The sequence below is a fragment of the Chakrabartyella piscis genome, from assembly GCA_030067835.1.
Classification (GTDB): domain Bacteria; phylum Bacillota; class Clostridia; order Lachnospirales; family Anaerotignaceae; genus Chakrabartyella; species Chakrabartyella piscis.
The window spans coordinates 769,031-785,369 of the sequence record CP092441.1 but is presented as its reverse complement, the minus strand read 5'-3'; the positions used below and the strand labels follow the sequence as shown (position 1 = coordinate 785,369).

Annotated in this window: 15 protein-coding genes and 1 other RNA gene; 7 read left to right on the top strand and 9 right to left on the bottom strand. The window is 38.3% G+C overall.

The window, feature by feature from the left end; genetic code table 11:
• Window positions 1–135 precede the first annotated feature (135 nt).
• The 3 genes from MJY40_RS03460 (at window position 136) to MJY40_RS03450 (ending at window position 2,339) form a co-directional block, all read left to right on the top strand.
• Complete coding sequence (locus MJY40_RS03460; RefSeq protein WP_317855682.1) at window positions 136–1,032, top strand: LysR family transcriptional regulator; 897 nt, start codon at window positions 136–138, stop codon at window positions 1,030–1,032.
• A gap of 221 nt (window positions 1,033–1,253) precedes the next feature.
• Window positions 1,254–1,874, top strand: a complete 621-nt coding sequence (locus tag MJY40_RS03455) for a LolA family protein (RefSeq protein WP_317855681.1) — start codon at window positions 1,254–1,256, stop codon at window positions 1,872–1,874.
• A 99-nt stretch (window positions 1,875–1,973) separates the two neighbouring features.
• Window positions 1,974–2,339, top strand: coding sequence for a type II toxin-antitoxin system PemK/MazF family toxin (locus MJY40_RS03450; protein WP_317855680.1), 366 nt, complete (start codon window positions 1,974–1,976; stop codon window positions 2,337–2,339).
• A gap of 55 nt (window positions 2,340–2,394) precedes the next feature.
• Here MJY40_RS03450 and gltX read toward each other — a convergent pair whose 3' ends face one another.
• From gltX to lspA, 7 genes are all read right to left on the bottom strand, one after another.
• Complete coding sequence (gene gltX / locus MJY40_RS03445; RefSeq protein ID WP_317855679.1) at window positions 2,395–3,846, bottom strand: glutamate--tRNA ligase; 1,452 nt, start codon at window positions 3,844–3,846, stop codon at window positions 2,395–2,397.
• A 25-nt stretch (window positions 3,847–3,871) separates the two neighbouring features.
• On the bottom strand, window positions 3,872–4,303 hold the full coding sequence (locus tag MJY40_RS03440; protein ID WP_317856403.1) for a transposase: 432 nt from the start codon (window positions 4,301–4,303) through the stop codon (window positions 3,872–3,874).
• Window positions 4,304–4,381: 78 nt separating this feature from the next.
• Window positions 4,382–4,993, bottom strand: coding sequence for a ribosome biogenesis GTP-binding protein YihA/YsxC (yihA, locus tag MJY40_RS03435; protein WP_317855678.1), 612 nt, complete (start codon window positions 4,991–4,993; stop codon window positions 4,382–4,384).
• A complete protein-coding gene (lon, locus tag MJY40_RS03430; protein ID WP_317855677.1) occupies window positions 4,984–7,326 on the bottom strand; it encodes an endopeptidase La in 2,343 nt (780 codons plus the stop codon). The genes yihA and lon overlap by 10 nt, the downstream gene beginning before the upstream one ends.
• Window positions 7,327–7,647: 321 nt before the next feature.
• On the bottom strand, window positions 7,648–8,730 hold the full coding sequence (locus MJY40_RS03425; protein ID WP_317855676.1) for a DUF6688 domain-containing protein: 1,083 nt from the start codon (window positions 8,728–8,730) through the stop codon (window positions 7,648–7,650).
• Between the two features lie 230 nt (window positions 8,731–8,960).
• Window positions 8,961–9,150: non-coding RNA, 6S RNA (ssrS, locus tag MJY40_RS03420), on the bottom strand.
• A 64-nt stretch (window positions 9,151–9,214) separates the two neighbouring features.
• A complete protein-coding gene (lspA, locus tag MJY40_RS03415) occupies window positions 9,215–9,658 on the bottom strand; it encodes a signal peptidase II (protein ID WP_317855675.1) in 444 nt (147 codons plus the stop codon).
• Window positions 9,659–9,804: 146 nt separating this feature from the next.
• On the opposite strand from lspA, the gene MJY40_RS03410 reads away from it, so the two are divergent.
• The 4 genes from MJY40_RS03410 to MJY40_RS03395 all read left to right on the top strand — a co-directional run bounded on the left by MJY40_RS03410 (window position 9,805) and on the right by MJY40_RS03395 (window position 14,265).
• Entirely contained in the window at window positions 9,805–10,752 is a 948-nt protein-coding gene (locus MJY40_RS03410; RefSeq protein ID WP_317855674.1) for a ketose-bisphosphate aldolase, read from the top strand.
• Between the two features lie 170 nt (window positions 10,753–10,922).
• Window positions 10,923–11,543, top strand: a complete 621-nt coding sequence (locus MJY40_RS03405; protein ID WP_317855673.1) for a hypothetical protein — start codon at window positions 10,923–10,925, stop codon at window positions 11,541–11,543.
• A gap of 413 nt (window positions 11,544–11,956) precedes the next feature.
• Window positions 11,957–12,850 carry an MBL fold metallo-hydrolase gene (locus MJY40_RS03400; protein ID WP_317855672.1) on the top strand — a complete coding sequence of 298 codons (894 nt, stop codon included), beginning with the start codon at window positions 11,957–11,959 and terminating at the stop codon, window positions 12,848–12,850.
• Window positions 12,851–12,912: 62 nt separating this feature from the next.
• Entirely contained in the window at window positions 12,913–14,265 is a 1,353-nt protein-coding gene (locus tag MJY40_RS03395; RefSeq protein WP_317855671.1) for an MATE family efflux transporter, read from the top strand.
• 109 nt (window positions 14,266–14,374) lie between these two features.
• Here MJY40_RS03395 and MJY40_RS03390 read toward each other — a convergent pair whose 3' ends face one another.
• The gene (locus MJY40_RS03390) at window positions 14,375–15,154 is read right to left on the bottom strand and encodes a pseudouridine synthase (RefSeq protein WP_317855670.1); all 780 of its coding nucleotides are present in this window, start codon (window positions 15,152–15,154) and stop codon (window positions 14,375–14,377) included.
• Complete coding sequence (locus MJY40_RS03385; RefSeq protein WP_317855669.1) at window positions 15,151–16,323, bottom strand: amidohydrolase; 1,173 nt, start codon at window positions 16,321–16,323, stop codon at window positions 15,151–15,153. The genes MJY40_RS03390 and MJY40_RS03385 overlap by 4 nt, the downstream gene beginning before the upstream one ends.
• Window positions 16,324–16,339 lie beyond the last annotated feature (16 nt).

Below are 16,339 nucleotides of genomic sequence, written 5' to 3'. Positions count from 1 at the left end.
TATAATCATTACGATACCACTGACAATATGAACTATATTTCCTGTCTATAAATTAACACAAATAATCAATAAAATCAAATTATGATATTTTATTATATATAAATTTATGTTATGCTTATTGTAGGAGGTGATGTTATGCTAGACCCAAAACTCACTACATTTCTAGCTGTCATTACATATGGAAGTTATACCCAAGCAGCCAACAAACTGCATATGACACAACCAGCTGTCACACAGCACATTCAAAAACTAGAAGAACATTATGGTTGCCAATTGTTTATACAAGATGGTCGTGGTCGCAAATTGACCAAAGAAGGGGAAGCATTCTTACACTATGCCAAAATGCAAGCCTCCAATGAAAAACACTTCATTTCTTCTTTGTCCATGCAACAAAAATCTTTGCATATTGGTGCCACCTTATCCATTGCAGATTATTATTTGCCACCACTGCTAACCCATCTTTGCAAAGACCAAGATATGAAGTTACATATCCAAGTGGCTAATACAAAGGTATTGCTCCAACAGCTTTTGGAAGGAAATTTGGACTGTGCTTTCATAGAAGGTATCTTTGATCGCAATCTATTTGCTGCAAAACAGTTCCACCAATCCAATTTCATCCCTGTGGTTTCTGCTACACACCCTTTGGCAAATCAAACCGTCAAACCATCTGAATTGTATGCATATCCTTTGATTTTACGGGAATCTGGCTCTGGTACACGTGCCATCTTAGAAAATGCATTGGCACAACAAAACGATTCTGCCACATCTTTCTCCAACATTTGGGAAGTAGGCAGTTTCCTTTTGATCAAAGCATTGTTGAAACAAACAAATGCCATTTCCTTTATGTATGAAAATGTAGCAAAATCTGAAATCCAAAAGGATGAATTATGCCATTTGCACATCCAAGGATTTTCTGTGACACATGATTTGCAATTTGTATACCTAAAGAATGCATTGACTGAAAAACAAGTGCTTTCCTTTTATGATACGTGTATGGATTTGGTTTTGGATACCGAAACGCCTATATTTTAACGAAAATTTGTATTACGGTTGATTCGTGAATCAACCCTACAATTGCGTATTGCATCTGATTTGTGAATCAATCCTACAATTGTATTTGATTTATATTCCTTCTCTGTAGGGACAGATTCTATATCTGTCCGTATAACACACCAAAATATTCTTTTCCTTCTGATACATAGACATTTTGTCCCTTCCATAAACTGATACTACATGGAAAAGGAGGTTATGTTATGAAAAAAAGAATGCTTGCTTTGGCGCTGATGTGTTGCTTGTCATTGGTTGCCTGCCAAAAAGAAGAAGTGCTATCGGAAACAGATGCCATACAAAAGCAGTTGGTGGAAATGGATGGATACACTTGCAATGCAACGCTGACCAGAACATCCAACAAAGGGGATCAAGTCTATGAAACCAGCCAACACTACAAATCCACAGGTGAATACCGCCTAGAATTGATTGCACCAGAAGCAGTTGCTGGAAATTACACAGTTTTTGATGGCACTCGTATTGCTCAGTATAACCCTAAGTTGGATGAACAAATCATCAAAGATGTGCCAGAATCCCAACATAGAAATGAGTTATTCCTCGGTGCTTTCATCGAAAATTATATGCAATCAGAAGGAGTTGGTGTAGAAGCTGCTGCCATTGATGAATCCAAATGCATTGTTTTGGAAGCAGTCATTGGTGGTGATTCTGTGTTGGCTTCTGAAAAATTATGGGTGGATCGAGAAACTTACTTACCCAAACGCTTTGTTTTGTATGATGCAAATGGCAATGAGCGCTATCGCTTGGAATATGACAATTTCACCTTCAACCCAGAGTTCCCAGAAGATATTTTCACCATCGAAGAATAAATATTTACTCTTTTGGCAAGACTATAAGCAATCAGACAGGAGTTTACATATCGGTTCATTTACCACTGCCTGATGAATTTGCAAGCGGAGCGTGGTCATATGATAGTCAGACGAGGAGATATTTATTTTGCAGATTTGAGCCCTGTTGTGGGTAGCGAACAAGGTGGTTTACGCCCTGTTCTCATCATACAAAACGATGTTGGTAACAAATATAGTCCAACTGTCATTTGCGTTGCCATTACATCACAAATGAACAAAGCCAAATTGCCTACCCATATCCCCATTGCAGCAGAACCCTATGGATTGCCTAAGGATTCTGTGATTCTGTTGGAACAAATGCGTACCATAGACAAACAACGGTTGCAGGAGAAAATTTGTCATGTGGATGCCAAAATGATGGCTGCTGTCAATCGTGGTATTTTGGTTAGCTTGGGTTTGCAGGACTTTGTAAAACGAAAATGCTAATATAAAAAAGAGTAGCATCACAATTTGCTGTGATACTACTCTTTTGTTTTACATTTTATTTTGTAAGCATTGCAATCCCTTTTTGGATACGTCGCATAGATTCTTCTTTGCCCAAGATGAGTGCCAATTCTGTTGCGCCACCAGGGGATGTTGGTTCGCCAGAAAGTGCTGTTCTAATTGGCCACATGATGATACCATTTTTCACGCCTTTTGCTGCAACCAAATCCAAAATAGTATTATGGATGTTTTCTTCCGTCCAATCTGTGATTGCTTCCAAAACAGGAACAGATGCTTGCAAGGAATCCAAAGCAATTTCATCATTGGTTTTCATTTTCTTATGTGTGTAAAGTTCTGTACCATATTCAGGCAATTCTTTGAAGGATTGCACCAATGGAGCGATATCATTCAAGGTTTCCAAACGTTTTTGCAACAAGGATGCAATGTATTTCAAGTCCATTTGGGTATCTTCACCCAATGCTTCTTTGAGCTTTGGTTCTGCATGTGTGAAGAATGTTTCTGCATCCATCGCTTTCATATATTCACCATTCATCCATGTCAATTTCTTGATATCAAAGATAGATGGGGATTTGCTCAAACCACCAATGTGGAATTTACCTTCCAATTCAGCCAATGTAAAGATTTCTGTATTGTCAGAAGGAGCCCAACCCAACAAAGCAATGTAGTTCATGATGGCATCTACAAGATAGCCTTCTTTGATCAAATCTTCAAAGGATTTGTCACCATGACGTTTGGATAATTTGTGTTGTGCATCACGCATAACTGCTGGCAAATGCACATAAACAGGGCAATCCCAACCAAAAGCAGCATACAACAAGCTATATTTTGGTGTAGAAGAAAGATATTCGCTACCACGCACAACATGTGTAATGTGCATCAAATGATCGTCTACAACATTTGCAAAGTTATAAGTTGGGTAACCATCTGCTTTCATGAGGATTTGGTCATCCAATTCTTTGTTTTCTACAGTGATTGCACCATACACCACATCATCAAATGTAGTTGTGCCTGCATCTGGCATTTTTTGACGAATAACAAATGGTTCGCCTGCTTCCAATTTTGCTTCTACTTCTTCAGCAGAAAGACCCAAACAATGTCTATCGTATTTAGCAAAAGCCACACCTTCTTCATTGCTTTCCTTCAAAGAATCCAAGCGTTCTTTGGTACAGAAACAGTAATAAGCTTCGCCTTTTGCCACCAATTCTTTTGCATAATCCATGTACATACCCATACGTTCGCTTTGTACATAAGGGCCATAAGGACCACCTACATCTGGACCTTCATCGTGTTGCAAACCAGTCATTTTGAGTGTGTTGTAAATGACATCTGTAGCTCCTTCTACCAAACGTCCTTGGTCTGTATCCTCGATACGCAAAATGAATTTACCACCTTCTGATTTGGCGATGAGGTATTCATACAATGCAGTACGCAAGTTCCCAATGTGCATATATCCTGTTGGACTTGGTGCAAATCTTGTTCTAATTTCCATTTGATTACTTCCTTTCTTGATTCCCCTAGTTTTCTGTTATATAGTATTCATCCAACTCCCATTTGAGTGGATTTGTGTCGATGTATTGCCAGATTTCCAAATAGGTTTTTTCATTTCTAATGACATGTTCAAAGTAGGAACGCTGCCAACGCTTGGTTCCCTGTGTATCAAAAATCAAATTCATTTCTTTTGTCGTTTGATATTTAAACCAACCCATTACACTACCCAACGTAGGGGATGGGTCACCCATCCTATCATCAATTGCCACAATCATATGAATATGGTTTGGCATAATCACAAATTTATCCACATATACATTGGGATATTTTCCGGTGATTTTTTTGATATATTGTTTTACGATTTTCCCTGTAATTGACAACCTCGGGATGGGAAAACCATCCCCTACACGCCAATATAAATTTTTCCTATCTTGAGTGCAAATGGTGACAAAATACATTCCATTTTGACTATAATCATATGATTGTAAACGTATGATTTTCCGTTTTGGTAATTCCATACATCACCCTTCTTTTCATCAATCAAATCTTTGGTGTACCCAATCTTCTGCCAAAAACGGTTCAATTTCTGCCCACAATTCATCAATACCCATTTTCTTTTCACCGGAGAATGGAATCAACACATCGTCAGAGCGAAGTCCCAAACCTTTTCGAATTGCAGACACATGTTTTGGTACTTGACTACGATTGAGCTTATCAATTTTTGTTGCCACCACAATGATTTTATATCCATAATGACGCAACCATTCATACATCATTACATCATTTTTACCTGGTTCATGACGCACATCAATGAGCAACACAATTGCACGCAACTCTTCACGTTTGGAGAGATAGTCCTCCATCATTTTGCCCCATTTGTCGATTTCGTGTTTGGGTACTTTTGCATAGCCATAACCTGGCAAATCCACAACATACATTTCGTCATTTACATTATAAAAATTGATGGTTCTTGTTTTTCCTGGATGGGAACTGGTTCTTGCCAATGCTTTTCTGCCAAGGATTGCATTGATCAATGTGGATTTACCAACATTGGACTTTCCTGCAAAGGCAATTTCAGGTCTACCATCCATAGGATAATGGGTGAAATTGGTTCCAATATACCCCAAAGATGTTTGTTTTACTTCCATAATGTGTCTCCTTCCAACAAAGCCACAGAAAGCACATCTTCCATAGTCTTTGCCAATATAATTTCCATACCTTCTTTGATATCATCACTGACTTCTGCCAGATGTTTCTCATTTGCAAATGGGATACAAACGGTTTTGATGCCCACTTTTTTGGCTGCCAACAACTTTTCTTGCAACCCACCAATGGCAAGGACACGTCCACGAATGGTCACTTCACCTGTCATGGCAACATCACTACGCACTTCTTTTTCTGTGAATGCAGACAAAATTGCAGTCACCATAGTCACACCAGCAGATGGTCCATCTTTTGGTGTTGCACCTTCTGGAATGTGGATATGCACATCCTTTGTTTTATAGAAATTGGCTTCCAAACCAAATTTTTCTCTTTGTGAACGAATGTAACTCATTGCAGTTTCAGCAGATTCTGTCATCACTTTGCCCACATTACCAGTCAATTTGAATTTGCCATCACCTTCCATCACATTGACTTCCACAGACAATGTTGTGCCACCAACAGCAGTCCAAGCAAGTCCACGAACAATACCCACTTGTGGCTCTTCGTATCTGGAATCTGGTGCATATTTTTCTTTGCCCAAAAGTTCTTCTACCATATTAACAGTCAAAGTTACAGATTTCTTTTCACCTTCCAAAATCAACTTCACAGTTTTTCTACAAACTTCACCAATGACACGCTCCAACTGACGGACACCAGCTTCTTTGGTATATCCATCAATCAATTTTGTCAAAGCCGCTTCTCCAACCTTTAGTTGAGAACCCTTCAAGCCATGACGTTTTCTTTGACGAGCAACCAAATGATTCTTTGCAATCTCAAGCTTTTCTTGTGATGTATAGCTGACCAAAGAAATCACTTCCATACGATCCAAAAGTGGTCTTGGAATTGTGTCGAGGCTATTTGCAGTACACATAAAGAGCACCTTAGACAAATCATATGGCACTTCCACAAAGTGATCACGGAAGGTATTGTTTTGCTCACCATCCAAAACTTCCAACAAAGCTGCTGATGGATCACCATTGTGGGATACACCCAATTTATCAATTTCGTCCAACAACATCAAAGGATTGATGGTGCCCACTTGTTTCATAGCGTTGATGATACGTCCTGGCATAGCACCAATGTATGTTTTTCTATGACCTCTGATTTCAGATTCATCCTTCACACCACCCAAGGACATTCGAATGTATTTGCGATCCAAAGCCTTTGCAACAGATTGTGCAATGGAAGTTTTACCAACACCCGGAGGTCCCACCAAACAAAGAATGGTTGGTTTTTCTTCTGGTGCATTTTTTCTAACAGCCAAGTATTCCAAAATACGTTCTTTGACCTTTTCCAAGCCATAATGGTCTTGGTCTAAGATTTCTGCTGCTGCCTGCAAATCCAATTTTTCTTCTGTACATTCTGTCCAAGGCAATGCCAAAATGGTTTCGATGTAATTTCTGGAAACATTGGATTCTGGTGAAGACACTGGAATTCTACGCAAACGTACAATTTCCTTTGCAATGACATCTTTGATGGTTTCTGGCAAATCTTTTGCTTCCATTTGTTCTTCATATTTCTTGATTTCAGCACCAATGCCATCTTTGTCACCCAATTCTTCTTGAATGACCTTCATTTCTTCACGCAAATAAAATTCTCTTTGGTGTTCTTCCAATTTAGCTCTTGTTTTGGATTCAATATCCTTTTTGATTTGCAACACGCTTTCTTCTCGTTCCATTAATGTCATAACCGCTTCCAAACGCTCATGAGGGTTGATGGTTTGCAAAATCTCTTGTTTTTCTTTGTAACTCACTTCCAAACCAGCACCAATATAGTCAGCCAAACGTCCTGGTTTCTTTGCTGACTGCACATTTCCAAGCAAATCCACTGCTGCTGTATTGGGTACAAATTTCAAATATTTCTCGTATTCTTCCACAACCATACGCATCAAAGCAGTTGTGTAATCATCCACATCTTGCGGAAAGTCTTGTTCAATGGTTTCAAATTCTGCCAAATCATAGTTGGATTTTTTCAAAATACGTGTCATTTTACCACGAATTTCACCTTCTACAATGACATGGGTTACATTGCCAGGCAATTTCAACACTTGTTTGATTCTTGCCACAACACCCATTGCATACAAATCATTTTTCTTTGGGGATGTTTCTGATGCTTCTTTTTGTGTCACCACAAATATTTTACCACCAGATTCTTCACCTGCTCTGATGGCATCCAGTGATTTTTGTCTGCCTACTGGAAAGCTAATTGCCATATTTGGAAACAACGTAGTTCCTCTAAGTGCCACCATCGGCAATACGACTGGTTTTTTCTTATCCATTTTACACCTCAAATTACTTTCTATTTTATATGCCAATGCCCTGATGGATACTGGCGGTATTGTTCAAATAATCTATGTCAACCATAGCAATTCCACTAAAATCTAGCCTATCCCTATGATAACAACCCATTATACCATAAATTCCAAATAAAAGAAAACACGAATTATTGGAAAATAGCTGTTTTTTCGTAATTTGTAAGAAAAAAAGGTGTAGAATCACCTGCATTGGATTGTGTTGGTTTGTATGTAGATATAAAATGCCAAATGTTTGTTGTTCACCAAAAGTTTGTTGTTCACCAAATGCTCATAACATGAATTTCTTTATTGGCTTGGCTTTGGTTTATGTGGATATTGCACTGCAATTCTATCCTCGGGATGGACATCAACTGCATATAAAATGATTATAAAAAACCACTCTAAGGGTTTCATTAAAAAATAAATAATATCTGCTGTGATTTTTGAGTTTATGTGTTTTGAAATGGGATATCCCGTATTATCATAAATTTTTCTGATCACTTTATGGGTTTTTGGTATTTTTTCCTCCAACACTTGTTCAAAAGCATTTGCAACGCATAGCTGTCTATTCACTATAACTGAATGATCATGGCGAATTCCTGTTCTAATGGGTTTTACCACTTTACGATGTCCTCCAGCAGCAACCGTACAAAGGTAATGTTCATCCAGCTGTATATTGTTTGGTGCAATTTTTTGAGACAACGTCCAGTCTGCTGTTTCTGTCCATGCTTTTATCATACTGTTTGGTTCTTGTCCAAACAAAAACAAAATAGCAACAACAATTCCCAATAAAGGTATCAATAGTATAAAACCGATTACAGGTAAATTTGTAGATTTGCTTAAAAAGTTTGATAATTTTTTGTATTTGATGGAAACCTGACCATTCCATATCAATTCACTTCTTGAATTTACCGTTATCAGTATTAATTTGATAAAAATAAGAATACAGTTCGCAGGGAATACTATGAGCACTGCATGAGGAATTATTTGCACACACCAAATGATACATATTGCAATTCCAATATAAATACCTGATATGCCAAGGGCTAGAAGTAGTGGAGTCTGTTTATTTTCTGGTGCAAAACGAAGAAAATAGTAGGATACAAACCCAATAATGATGCATGTCATTATAGTTAGAAAATTTTCTGGTGCAACCATACTGTGTAATTGATTGTTATACAGTTGCTTGTTCCAAGGTGAAAATATAATTCCCGCAAACTCTATATATATTCGTGTAAATACTGCACCCAACAACATAGCTGCTATTTCTAAAGATTCTACATACTCTTTTTCTTCTTTTTTGGTAACATATTTTATAAAGGTGACAATATTCCATATGGTCAGGGCAATCGGAGTTACCAATACTATAAACGCTATAACATAAAACATTTGAAATCCCCTCCAAAACACATCTAATATAACTCCCACGCACTTGACTATCCATAGTATACCCCTATATTTTTCTATTTTCTAGCTTGCAAACTTTAATATTTATTTAATTTTATTTCCACAAATCCCATGTAGGGGCGTCCCTATGTGGGCGCCCGCTTTTCCACACAAAAAAAACACTTCCAAAAGAAGTGCTTCAAACTATTATATCTTATGTCAAATGGACATAAAAAAGTCCCGAAGGGTCGTTCTTACCTCTTGACACCTAGCCTAAGCCAGGTGGGTAACCTCAGTTACGGCTCAACCTTCCCCTGCCCAAAGGGAATTATCTTGGGGCCTGGCATCACCTTCACAATATTGGAATCCCAAGTCAGATTTGTAGGTTCAATTACGGCAAGCTATCGAACAGTTCAGGATTTTTATGAATTTATTATACAACAGATTTCACAGAATTTCAATAGGTAAATACATCCTAATCGCTTTTTTATTTTTCGTGCAAAAATACCATTGCAATGCTACCAAACAGGATTGCAACATCTGCTAAATTGAAGATAGGTGGATTTTTTCCTTTTAATATCAACAAAAAATCGGTGACATATCCTCGTTTCCATCTCTCCAAAAAATTACCAAGAGCACCACCCAGTGTGACCGCCAGTGCAAAACAAAGTCCAATATTTTGTTTTTCTTGATGCATACTTTTACAAAATAACATGGAATACAACGCCATAATGCCACCTGTCAACGATAAAATTAACTTTTTTTGACCTGCGCAACTGTGATAAGCCATGCCAGTGTTGCGAATGTGTTGCAAAAATAAGCAATTTTTCTTAATTTCTATACGTTTTCCAAGTGGTAATTTCCTTCTTGCCACTTCTTTTGTACACAAATCCATACAAAGTGTACCCAAAAGTGCTACAATATATTTCATTTATTCACCGTCCTTTGTTCAATCTTCTTAATATTTATGAAAAGCCGATTATTTGGCTGAAATACCTTGCAACTACTTGTATCTCATATTATAATTTTAACGTAGGAACTCGGTCCTGTAAATATAAAAAATGAGGTGTTTTTAAAATGGCATTGGTAACAACAACAAAAATGTTCGAAAAAGCATTCGCTGGCGGCTACGCTATTGGTGCATTCAACATCAACAACATGGAAATCATTCAAGCAGTTGTAGAAGCAGCACAAAAACAAAATTCTGCTGTAATTTTGCAAGTATCCAAAAGTGCTTTGACTTATGCTCATCCAAAATATTTGAGAGCTATGGTAGAAGCAGCTGTTGCTGAAACAGGTTTGGACATTGCTTTGCACTTGGATCACGGTCCTGACCTTGAAACATGTAAACTTTGTATCGAAAACGGTTTCACTTCCGTTATGTTCGATGGTTCTCACTATGATTACGAAGAAAACATCGTAAAAACAAAAGAAGTTGTAGACTACGCTCACGCTCATGGTGTTGTTGTAGAAGCAGAACTTGGCAAATTGGCTGGTATTGAAGATGATGTACAAGTAGATGCTGCAAACGCTACTTTCACAGATCCAGACCAAGCTTTGGACTTTGTACAAAGAACTGGCGTTGACTCTTTGGCAATCGCTATTGGTACAAGCCACGGTGCTTACAAATTCAAAGGTGAAGCAAAATTGGACTTCGACCGTTTGGAAAGCATCACATCCAAATTGGAAGCTGCTGGCATCCACAACTACCCAATCGTATTGCATGGTGCTTCCGCTGTAGACCAAAACTGTGTTGCAATGTGTAACGAATTTGGTGGCGAAATTGCTGGTGCAAAAGGTATCCCAACAGAAATGCTTAGAAAAGCTTCTAGCATGGCTGTATGTAAAATCAACATGGATACTGACATTCGTCTTGCTATGACAGCTGCAATCCGTAAATCTTTCGCAGAAAAACCTGCTGCATTTGATCCTCGTGGTTACTTGGGTGATGCAAGAAAAATGATTGCTGACATGATCGAAAGCAAAATTACAGATGTAATCGGTTCTACTGATTCCATGAAATAATAAAAGAGCTTATCTTTTGAAAAGGCAATCCTACGGGGTTGTCTTTTTTTTGAGAATGAAAGAAATTGAAAAGGAATTAGACTGTTTTTCTTTCATATTATATGGTATGATACCAATAGAAATTAGTATTTTTGTAAATTTATTGTGCATGAACACAGAAAGGTAATATTATGAAAAAAAGAATTTTATTTGGTTTGACTTTGACACTTGCACTTGCAGGCTGTGGCTCCAACACCAACTCCACTGTTGAAGAAACCACTGCTACTGTAGTAGAAACAGAAGCATTGGAAGAAGAAGTTGTTATTGAAGATGTGGAAGAAGAAATTGTAGAAGAAGAAACCAGTGGCAATGGTATGTCCTCTGCAAACCTATATATCTCCTTGGGTGGTGAACCAACATCATATCCATTCAGCTATACAGGCAATTTGACACCTGAATTGTTGTTGACAGGTATGAGTGCATTAACCGGTTGGGACTTATCCCTTGATGGCAAAATTTCTTCTGGCAAAGGTGGTATGACTGTTGCATTTGCAGACACCAGTTCTTTGGTGGTGGGCCCTCCAGAAGAACAAAAAGATGAATTTTTCTGCTTTGATACATACCAATTGGCAGAAAGCATTTTGAATAGTGTTATGTACACTTTGCAATACAACTATGTAGATGCAGAATTGGGTGATCCTAGCTCTTTGGATATTTATTTCTGTGGTGCAGATGATGCAGAATTGTACATTCCTCAAATCGATTTGACTGTATCCATGTATGAACCATATGATGGTAGCTTGATGGAGTAAGGGAACAAGTTCACAACAACAAAACCAAGATTCTTCACTGGGTTCAGAATGACACCACCTATGTTTTGTAGGGGCGATTCACGAATCACCCGTCAAGAACCGCCACAAAACCAATGGGAGGGCATGGAAACCCTCCCCTACAAGTGGATACGCTAATATATTGTCAATCCTGTAGGGGGCTGCCCTATGTGGCTGCCCGTAAGACGATGAAGCACCTTGGTCTATGGCATAACGGCGGCAGCAAGCCACCGCCCTACAATATAACTCTTTGATTGATAGCAACTGCAACCTTTTATTATTATTCTGTCATTCAGAAGAGTGTAGCGACGAAGAATCTTGGTTTTCAACTATTCACTCTTCATTCTTCACTATTCACTGGTAAGCTTTGCTTACTTTAACAAGGAGGTATTCTTATGTACGAATTGGTTCAAGTTGCAGAAAATACATTTTACATCAACTGTCCATCTAAAATCGGGGTATATCGTACTTCTCCAACATCGGTAATTCTCATTGATAGTGGCAATGACAAGGATGCTGGGCGTAAAATCCAAAAGATTTTAGAAGCTGAAAAATGGACATTGGAAGCCATCATCAACACACATTCCAATGCAGATCACATTGGTGGCAATACACTTTTGCAAAACCGTTTGCATTGCCCTGCTTATTGCACGCCTATGGAAAATGGTATCATTGAAAATCCCATTATAGAACCTTCTTTCTTGTATGGTGGATATCCTTTTTCCAAATTACGCAACAAATTTTTGATGGCAACACCTTCCAAAGCCCAAGATATTGCAACTGCAAATTTGCCTGATGGTATGGAAATTTTCCCATTGGGTGGTCATTTCTGGCAAATGATTGGTGTAAAAACCCCTGATGATGTATATTTTGTGGCAGATAGTATTTTTGGTGAAGAAATCATCAACAAATACCACATCAACTTCAATTATGACATTGCAGCATTCTTCAAAACCTTAGATTATTTGGAAACATTAGAAGGAAAGATGTTTGTACCTGCTCATAGCGAAGCAACCGAAGATATCCATGATTTGATTGCGCTCAATCGTCAAAAAGCAGAAGAAATTTTATCTCTACTTTTGGATATTTGCAAAGAACCACAAACCTTTGACAATTTGTTACAAAAAGTGTTCAATCACTATGCATTGGCAATGAACCATGGTCAATATGTGTTGGTGGGTAGTACCATACGTTCCTATTTGTCCTATTTATTCGATGCAAAGAAAATGGATGCCTATGCAGAAGATAACTTTATGCTTTGGAAATCCATTGAAGATATTGACAAATAATTTATATAGGACTATGATAATTGGGTTGTCAATATATGTAAGCATTTACAGGAGGAACTACCATGCAAGCCACAAACACAAGAGAAAATAAAATGGGTACTATGCCCATTGGTAAATTACTATTCACCATGGCAATACCCATGATCATTTCCATGTTGGTACAAGCTTTGTATAACATTGTAGATAGTGCTTTCGTTGCAAGAATCAGTGAAAATGCACTTTCTGCTGTATCACTTGCATATCCCATGCAAAACTTTATGATTGCAACTGCAACTGGTACTGGAGTCGGTGTCAATGCATTGCTTTCCAAAAGTCTTGGTGCCAAGAAATTTGAACTGGCAAATAAAACTGCAAATATCAGTATTTTTCTTGCAATTGCCAACTGGTTGTTCTTTGTTCTCTTGGGTGTGACTTCCATCAATGCTTTTCTCAGCAGTCAAACAGATGTTTTGGAAATCATTGATTTTGGAAATACATATCTTTTCATTTGTATGATGGGTTCTGGTGGTATTTTCATGCAAGTTGCAATGGAACGTTTGTTGCAAGGCACTGGACGCACTGTCTATGCTATGATTTCCCAAGGAATTGGTGCCATCATCAACATTGTTTTGGACCCTATTTTGATTTTTGGTTTGTTTGGTATGCCTGCTTTGGGTGTTGCTGGTGCTGCATATGCAACCATCATTGGTCAAATTTGTGGTGCTTGTTTGGCACTGTATTTCAATGCCAAGAAGAATACGGATATCGAGCTCAACCCAAGAAATATGTTGCCTACAGCTGATATTTTGAAAACCATTTATCGTGTAGCAATTCCATCTATTTTGATGATTTCTGTTGGTTCCATTATGATGTTCTTCATGAATGGTATTTTGAATTCCTTTACGCCAACTGCAATTGCTGTGTTTGGCGGATATTTCAAAATCCAAAGTTTCATCTTTATGCCTGTTTTTGGTCTCAACAATGCCATGGTACCTATCATCGCATTCAACTATGGTGCCAGAAACAAAGCTCGTATTGTGCAAGTGTCTAAGCTGAGTATTTTAGTTGCAATGGGGATTATGCTTCTTGGTTTTGCAGCATTCCAATTGATTCCACATTTGCTTTTGGCAATGTTCAACGCCTCCGAAAATATGTTAGCAATCGGTGTTCCTGCATTCAAAACCATATCCTTTAGCTTTTTGGCTGCTGGTTTCTGTGTGGTTGCCAGTGCCATCTTCCAAGCAATGGGCAATGGTTTGTATAGCTTGATCACTTCTGTTACCAGACAACTTGTGGTGTTATTGCCTGTGGCATACATTCTTTCCTTGAGTGGTAATTTGCAGTTGGTGTGGCTTTCTTTCCCAATTGCAGAGGTTGCATCTGTTGCTGCATGTGTATTCTTCCTCAAGAAAATATACAAAAAGCTAGACTTTTAACCCATATGATAAAAATAAGGACACAACGCCAAAATGTTGGTATTGTGTCCTTTTTCAATGTTTTTTTACATTTATTTTACTTTTCGCCAAAAAGTCTCATATTATGAAACTATTTTTTGAGGATGTTTTGCTCAAATTCCAAAAGTTCCACATTGTGATACTTTCCAACTGCCAAATCCTCAGAAAGCACAAATCCACCAATGGCAACACGTTTCAAATAAATCACTGGACAATGGACATGACGCAACATCCTTTTGACTTGGTTCTTCTTTCCTTCTTCTAAAATGATTTCTCCTAGAAAGGCTTTTTTGTTTTGGTATCCACGTTTGCTATGCTTCACTTTGTGTCTTCCAATATCCTGAACCAATTCCTCATATGTACCACGTTGCAAGATTTTGATTTTTGCAGGCTTGGTCACATCTTTGTACCCCACATCTACACCACTTTGCAACGCTTCTATTTCTGCATCTGAAATTTCACCAATGGATAAAAAGTGATATGTTTTTTCTACATGGTATTCAGGCTTCATCAACCTATGGTCAAAGTCCCCATCATTTGTGAGAAACAATAAACCTTCTGTATCCTTATCCAATCTACCCACTGCAAACAAACTAGTGGTATCCACATCTGTAAAGTAGTCCAAAACTGTCTTTTCAGAACCACTTCTGGCAGTGATGCAACCCTGTGGTTTATGAAACACATAATACACCTTTTGGATTTGCAATACAGTGCCATCATACACAATTACATCCACATCAGGGTGCACTGGCATATCTGGCAACAAAGCCACTGTACCATTCACTGTAATGTGTCCACCATAAATCAATTCTTTCATCTTTTTTCTACGACCCAATGAAGCCAGAGTCAAAAACTTATCCAATCGCATCATTTCAGTGTTTCCAAGGCATATGCCACATACAATCTACAAGAAAGAAGCAATCCATCTTCATCCATATTGAACAAACCATGGTGTTGTGCCACATTTGTATTTTCTTTGTCTGGATTTTTGATACCCACAAATGCATACATCCCTTTGGTCCCCACCAAATAATCAGCAAAATCATCAGCACCAAGGATTTTTTCATAATCTTTGATGATATTTTCTTCTGCAATGAATTCTCTTGCTACTTGTTGCACTTCAGCCACAGCATCTGCATCGTTGCTGACAGGATTGGAATATTCCAAGAAAGTTACTTCTGCTGTTGCACCATAAATTTCTGCTGTTTGTTTTGCAATTGCAATCACTTTGTCGTTGGTGCGTTTGCGAACTTTTGGTGTGAAACTTCTGGTAGTACCTTCTAGTTCTGCATTTTCTGCCAACACATTGTATTGAGAACCTGCACGAATGACACCGACACCCACAACAACTGTATCCAATGGGTTTGTGCTTCTTGCCACAATGGTTTGAAGTTGTACCATAATTTGTGCTGCAATATAGGCTGCATCAATACCCAAATGTGGTGTGGAAACATGGGCACCACGTCCTTTGATTGTGATTTTGAAATAGTCACAGCTGGCACATTGTGGTCCCTTTGTGATGGCAACCTGACCAGTAGGCAGTTTTGGTGTTACATGAGCACCATAGATACGATCGCAACCATCTAACAACCCATCTGCAACAAACAGTCTGGCACCTTGACCATATTCTTCTCCTTGTTGGAAGAAAATACGCACCTGACCACCAAAGGAATCTTCCAAACCTTTCAAAACCTTGGTTGCAGCCAAAACCGTTGCCATATGTCCATCGTGGCCACAAGCATGACAAGCACCCTCATTTTGAGAGCGATACTCTACCGTTTTCAAATCCTCCATAGCCAAAGCATCAATATCACTGCGCAAAGCAATGCATTTGCCTGTATCTGGCAATTTGCCATCAATCCAAGCATAGACACCCGTTTCACCAACACGCTTGTGTGGCACATCCATAGCATCCAATTCCGCTTCGATGCGTTTACAAGTTTCAAATTCTTTCATACTCACTTCTGGGTGCATATGAAAGTAACGTCTCATTTTTTGAATATATTCTGTTTCATTTGCAATCAATTGTTCTAGGTTCATAAGAATTTCCTTTCTA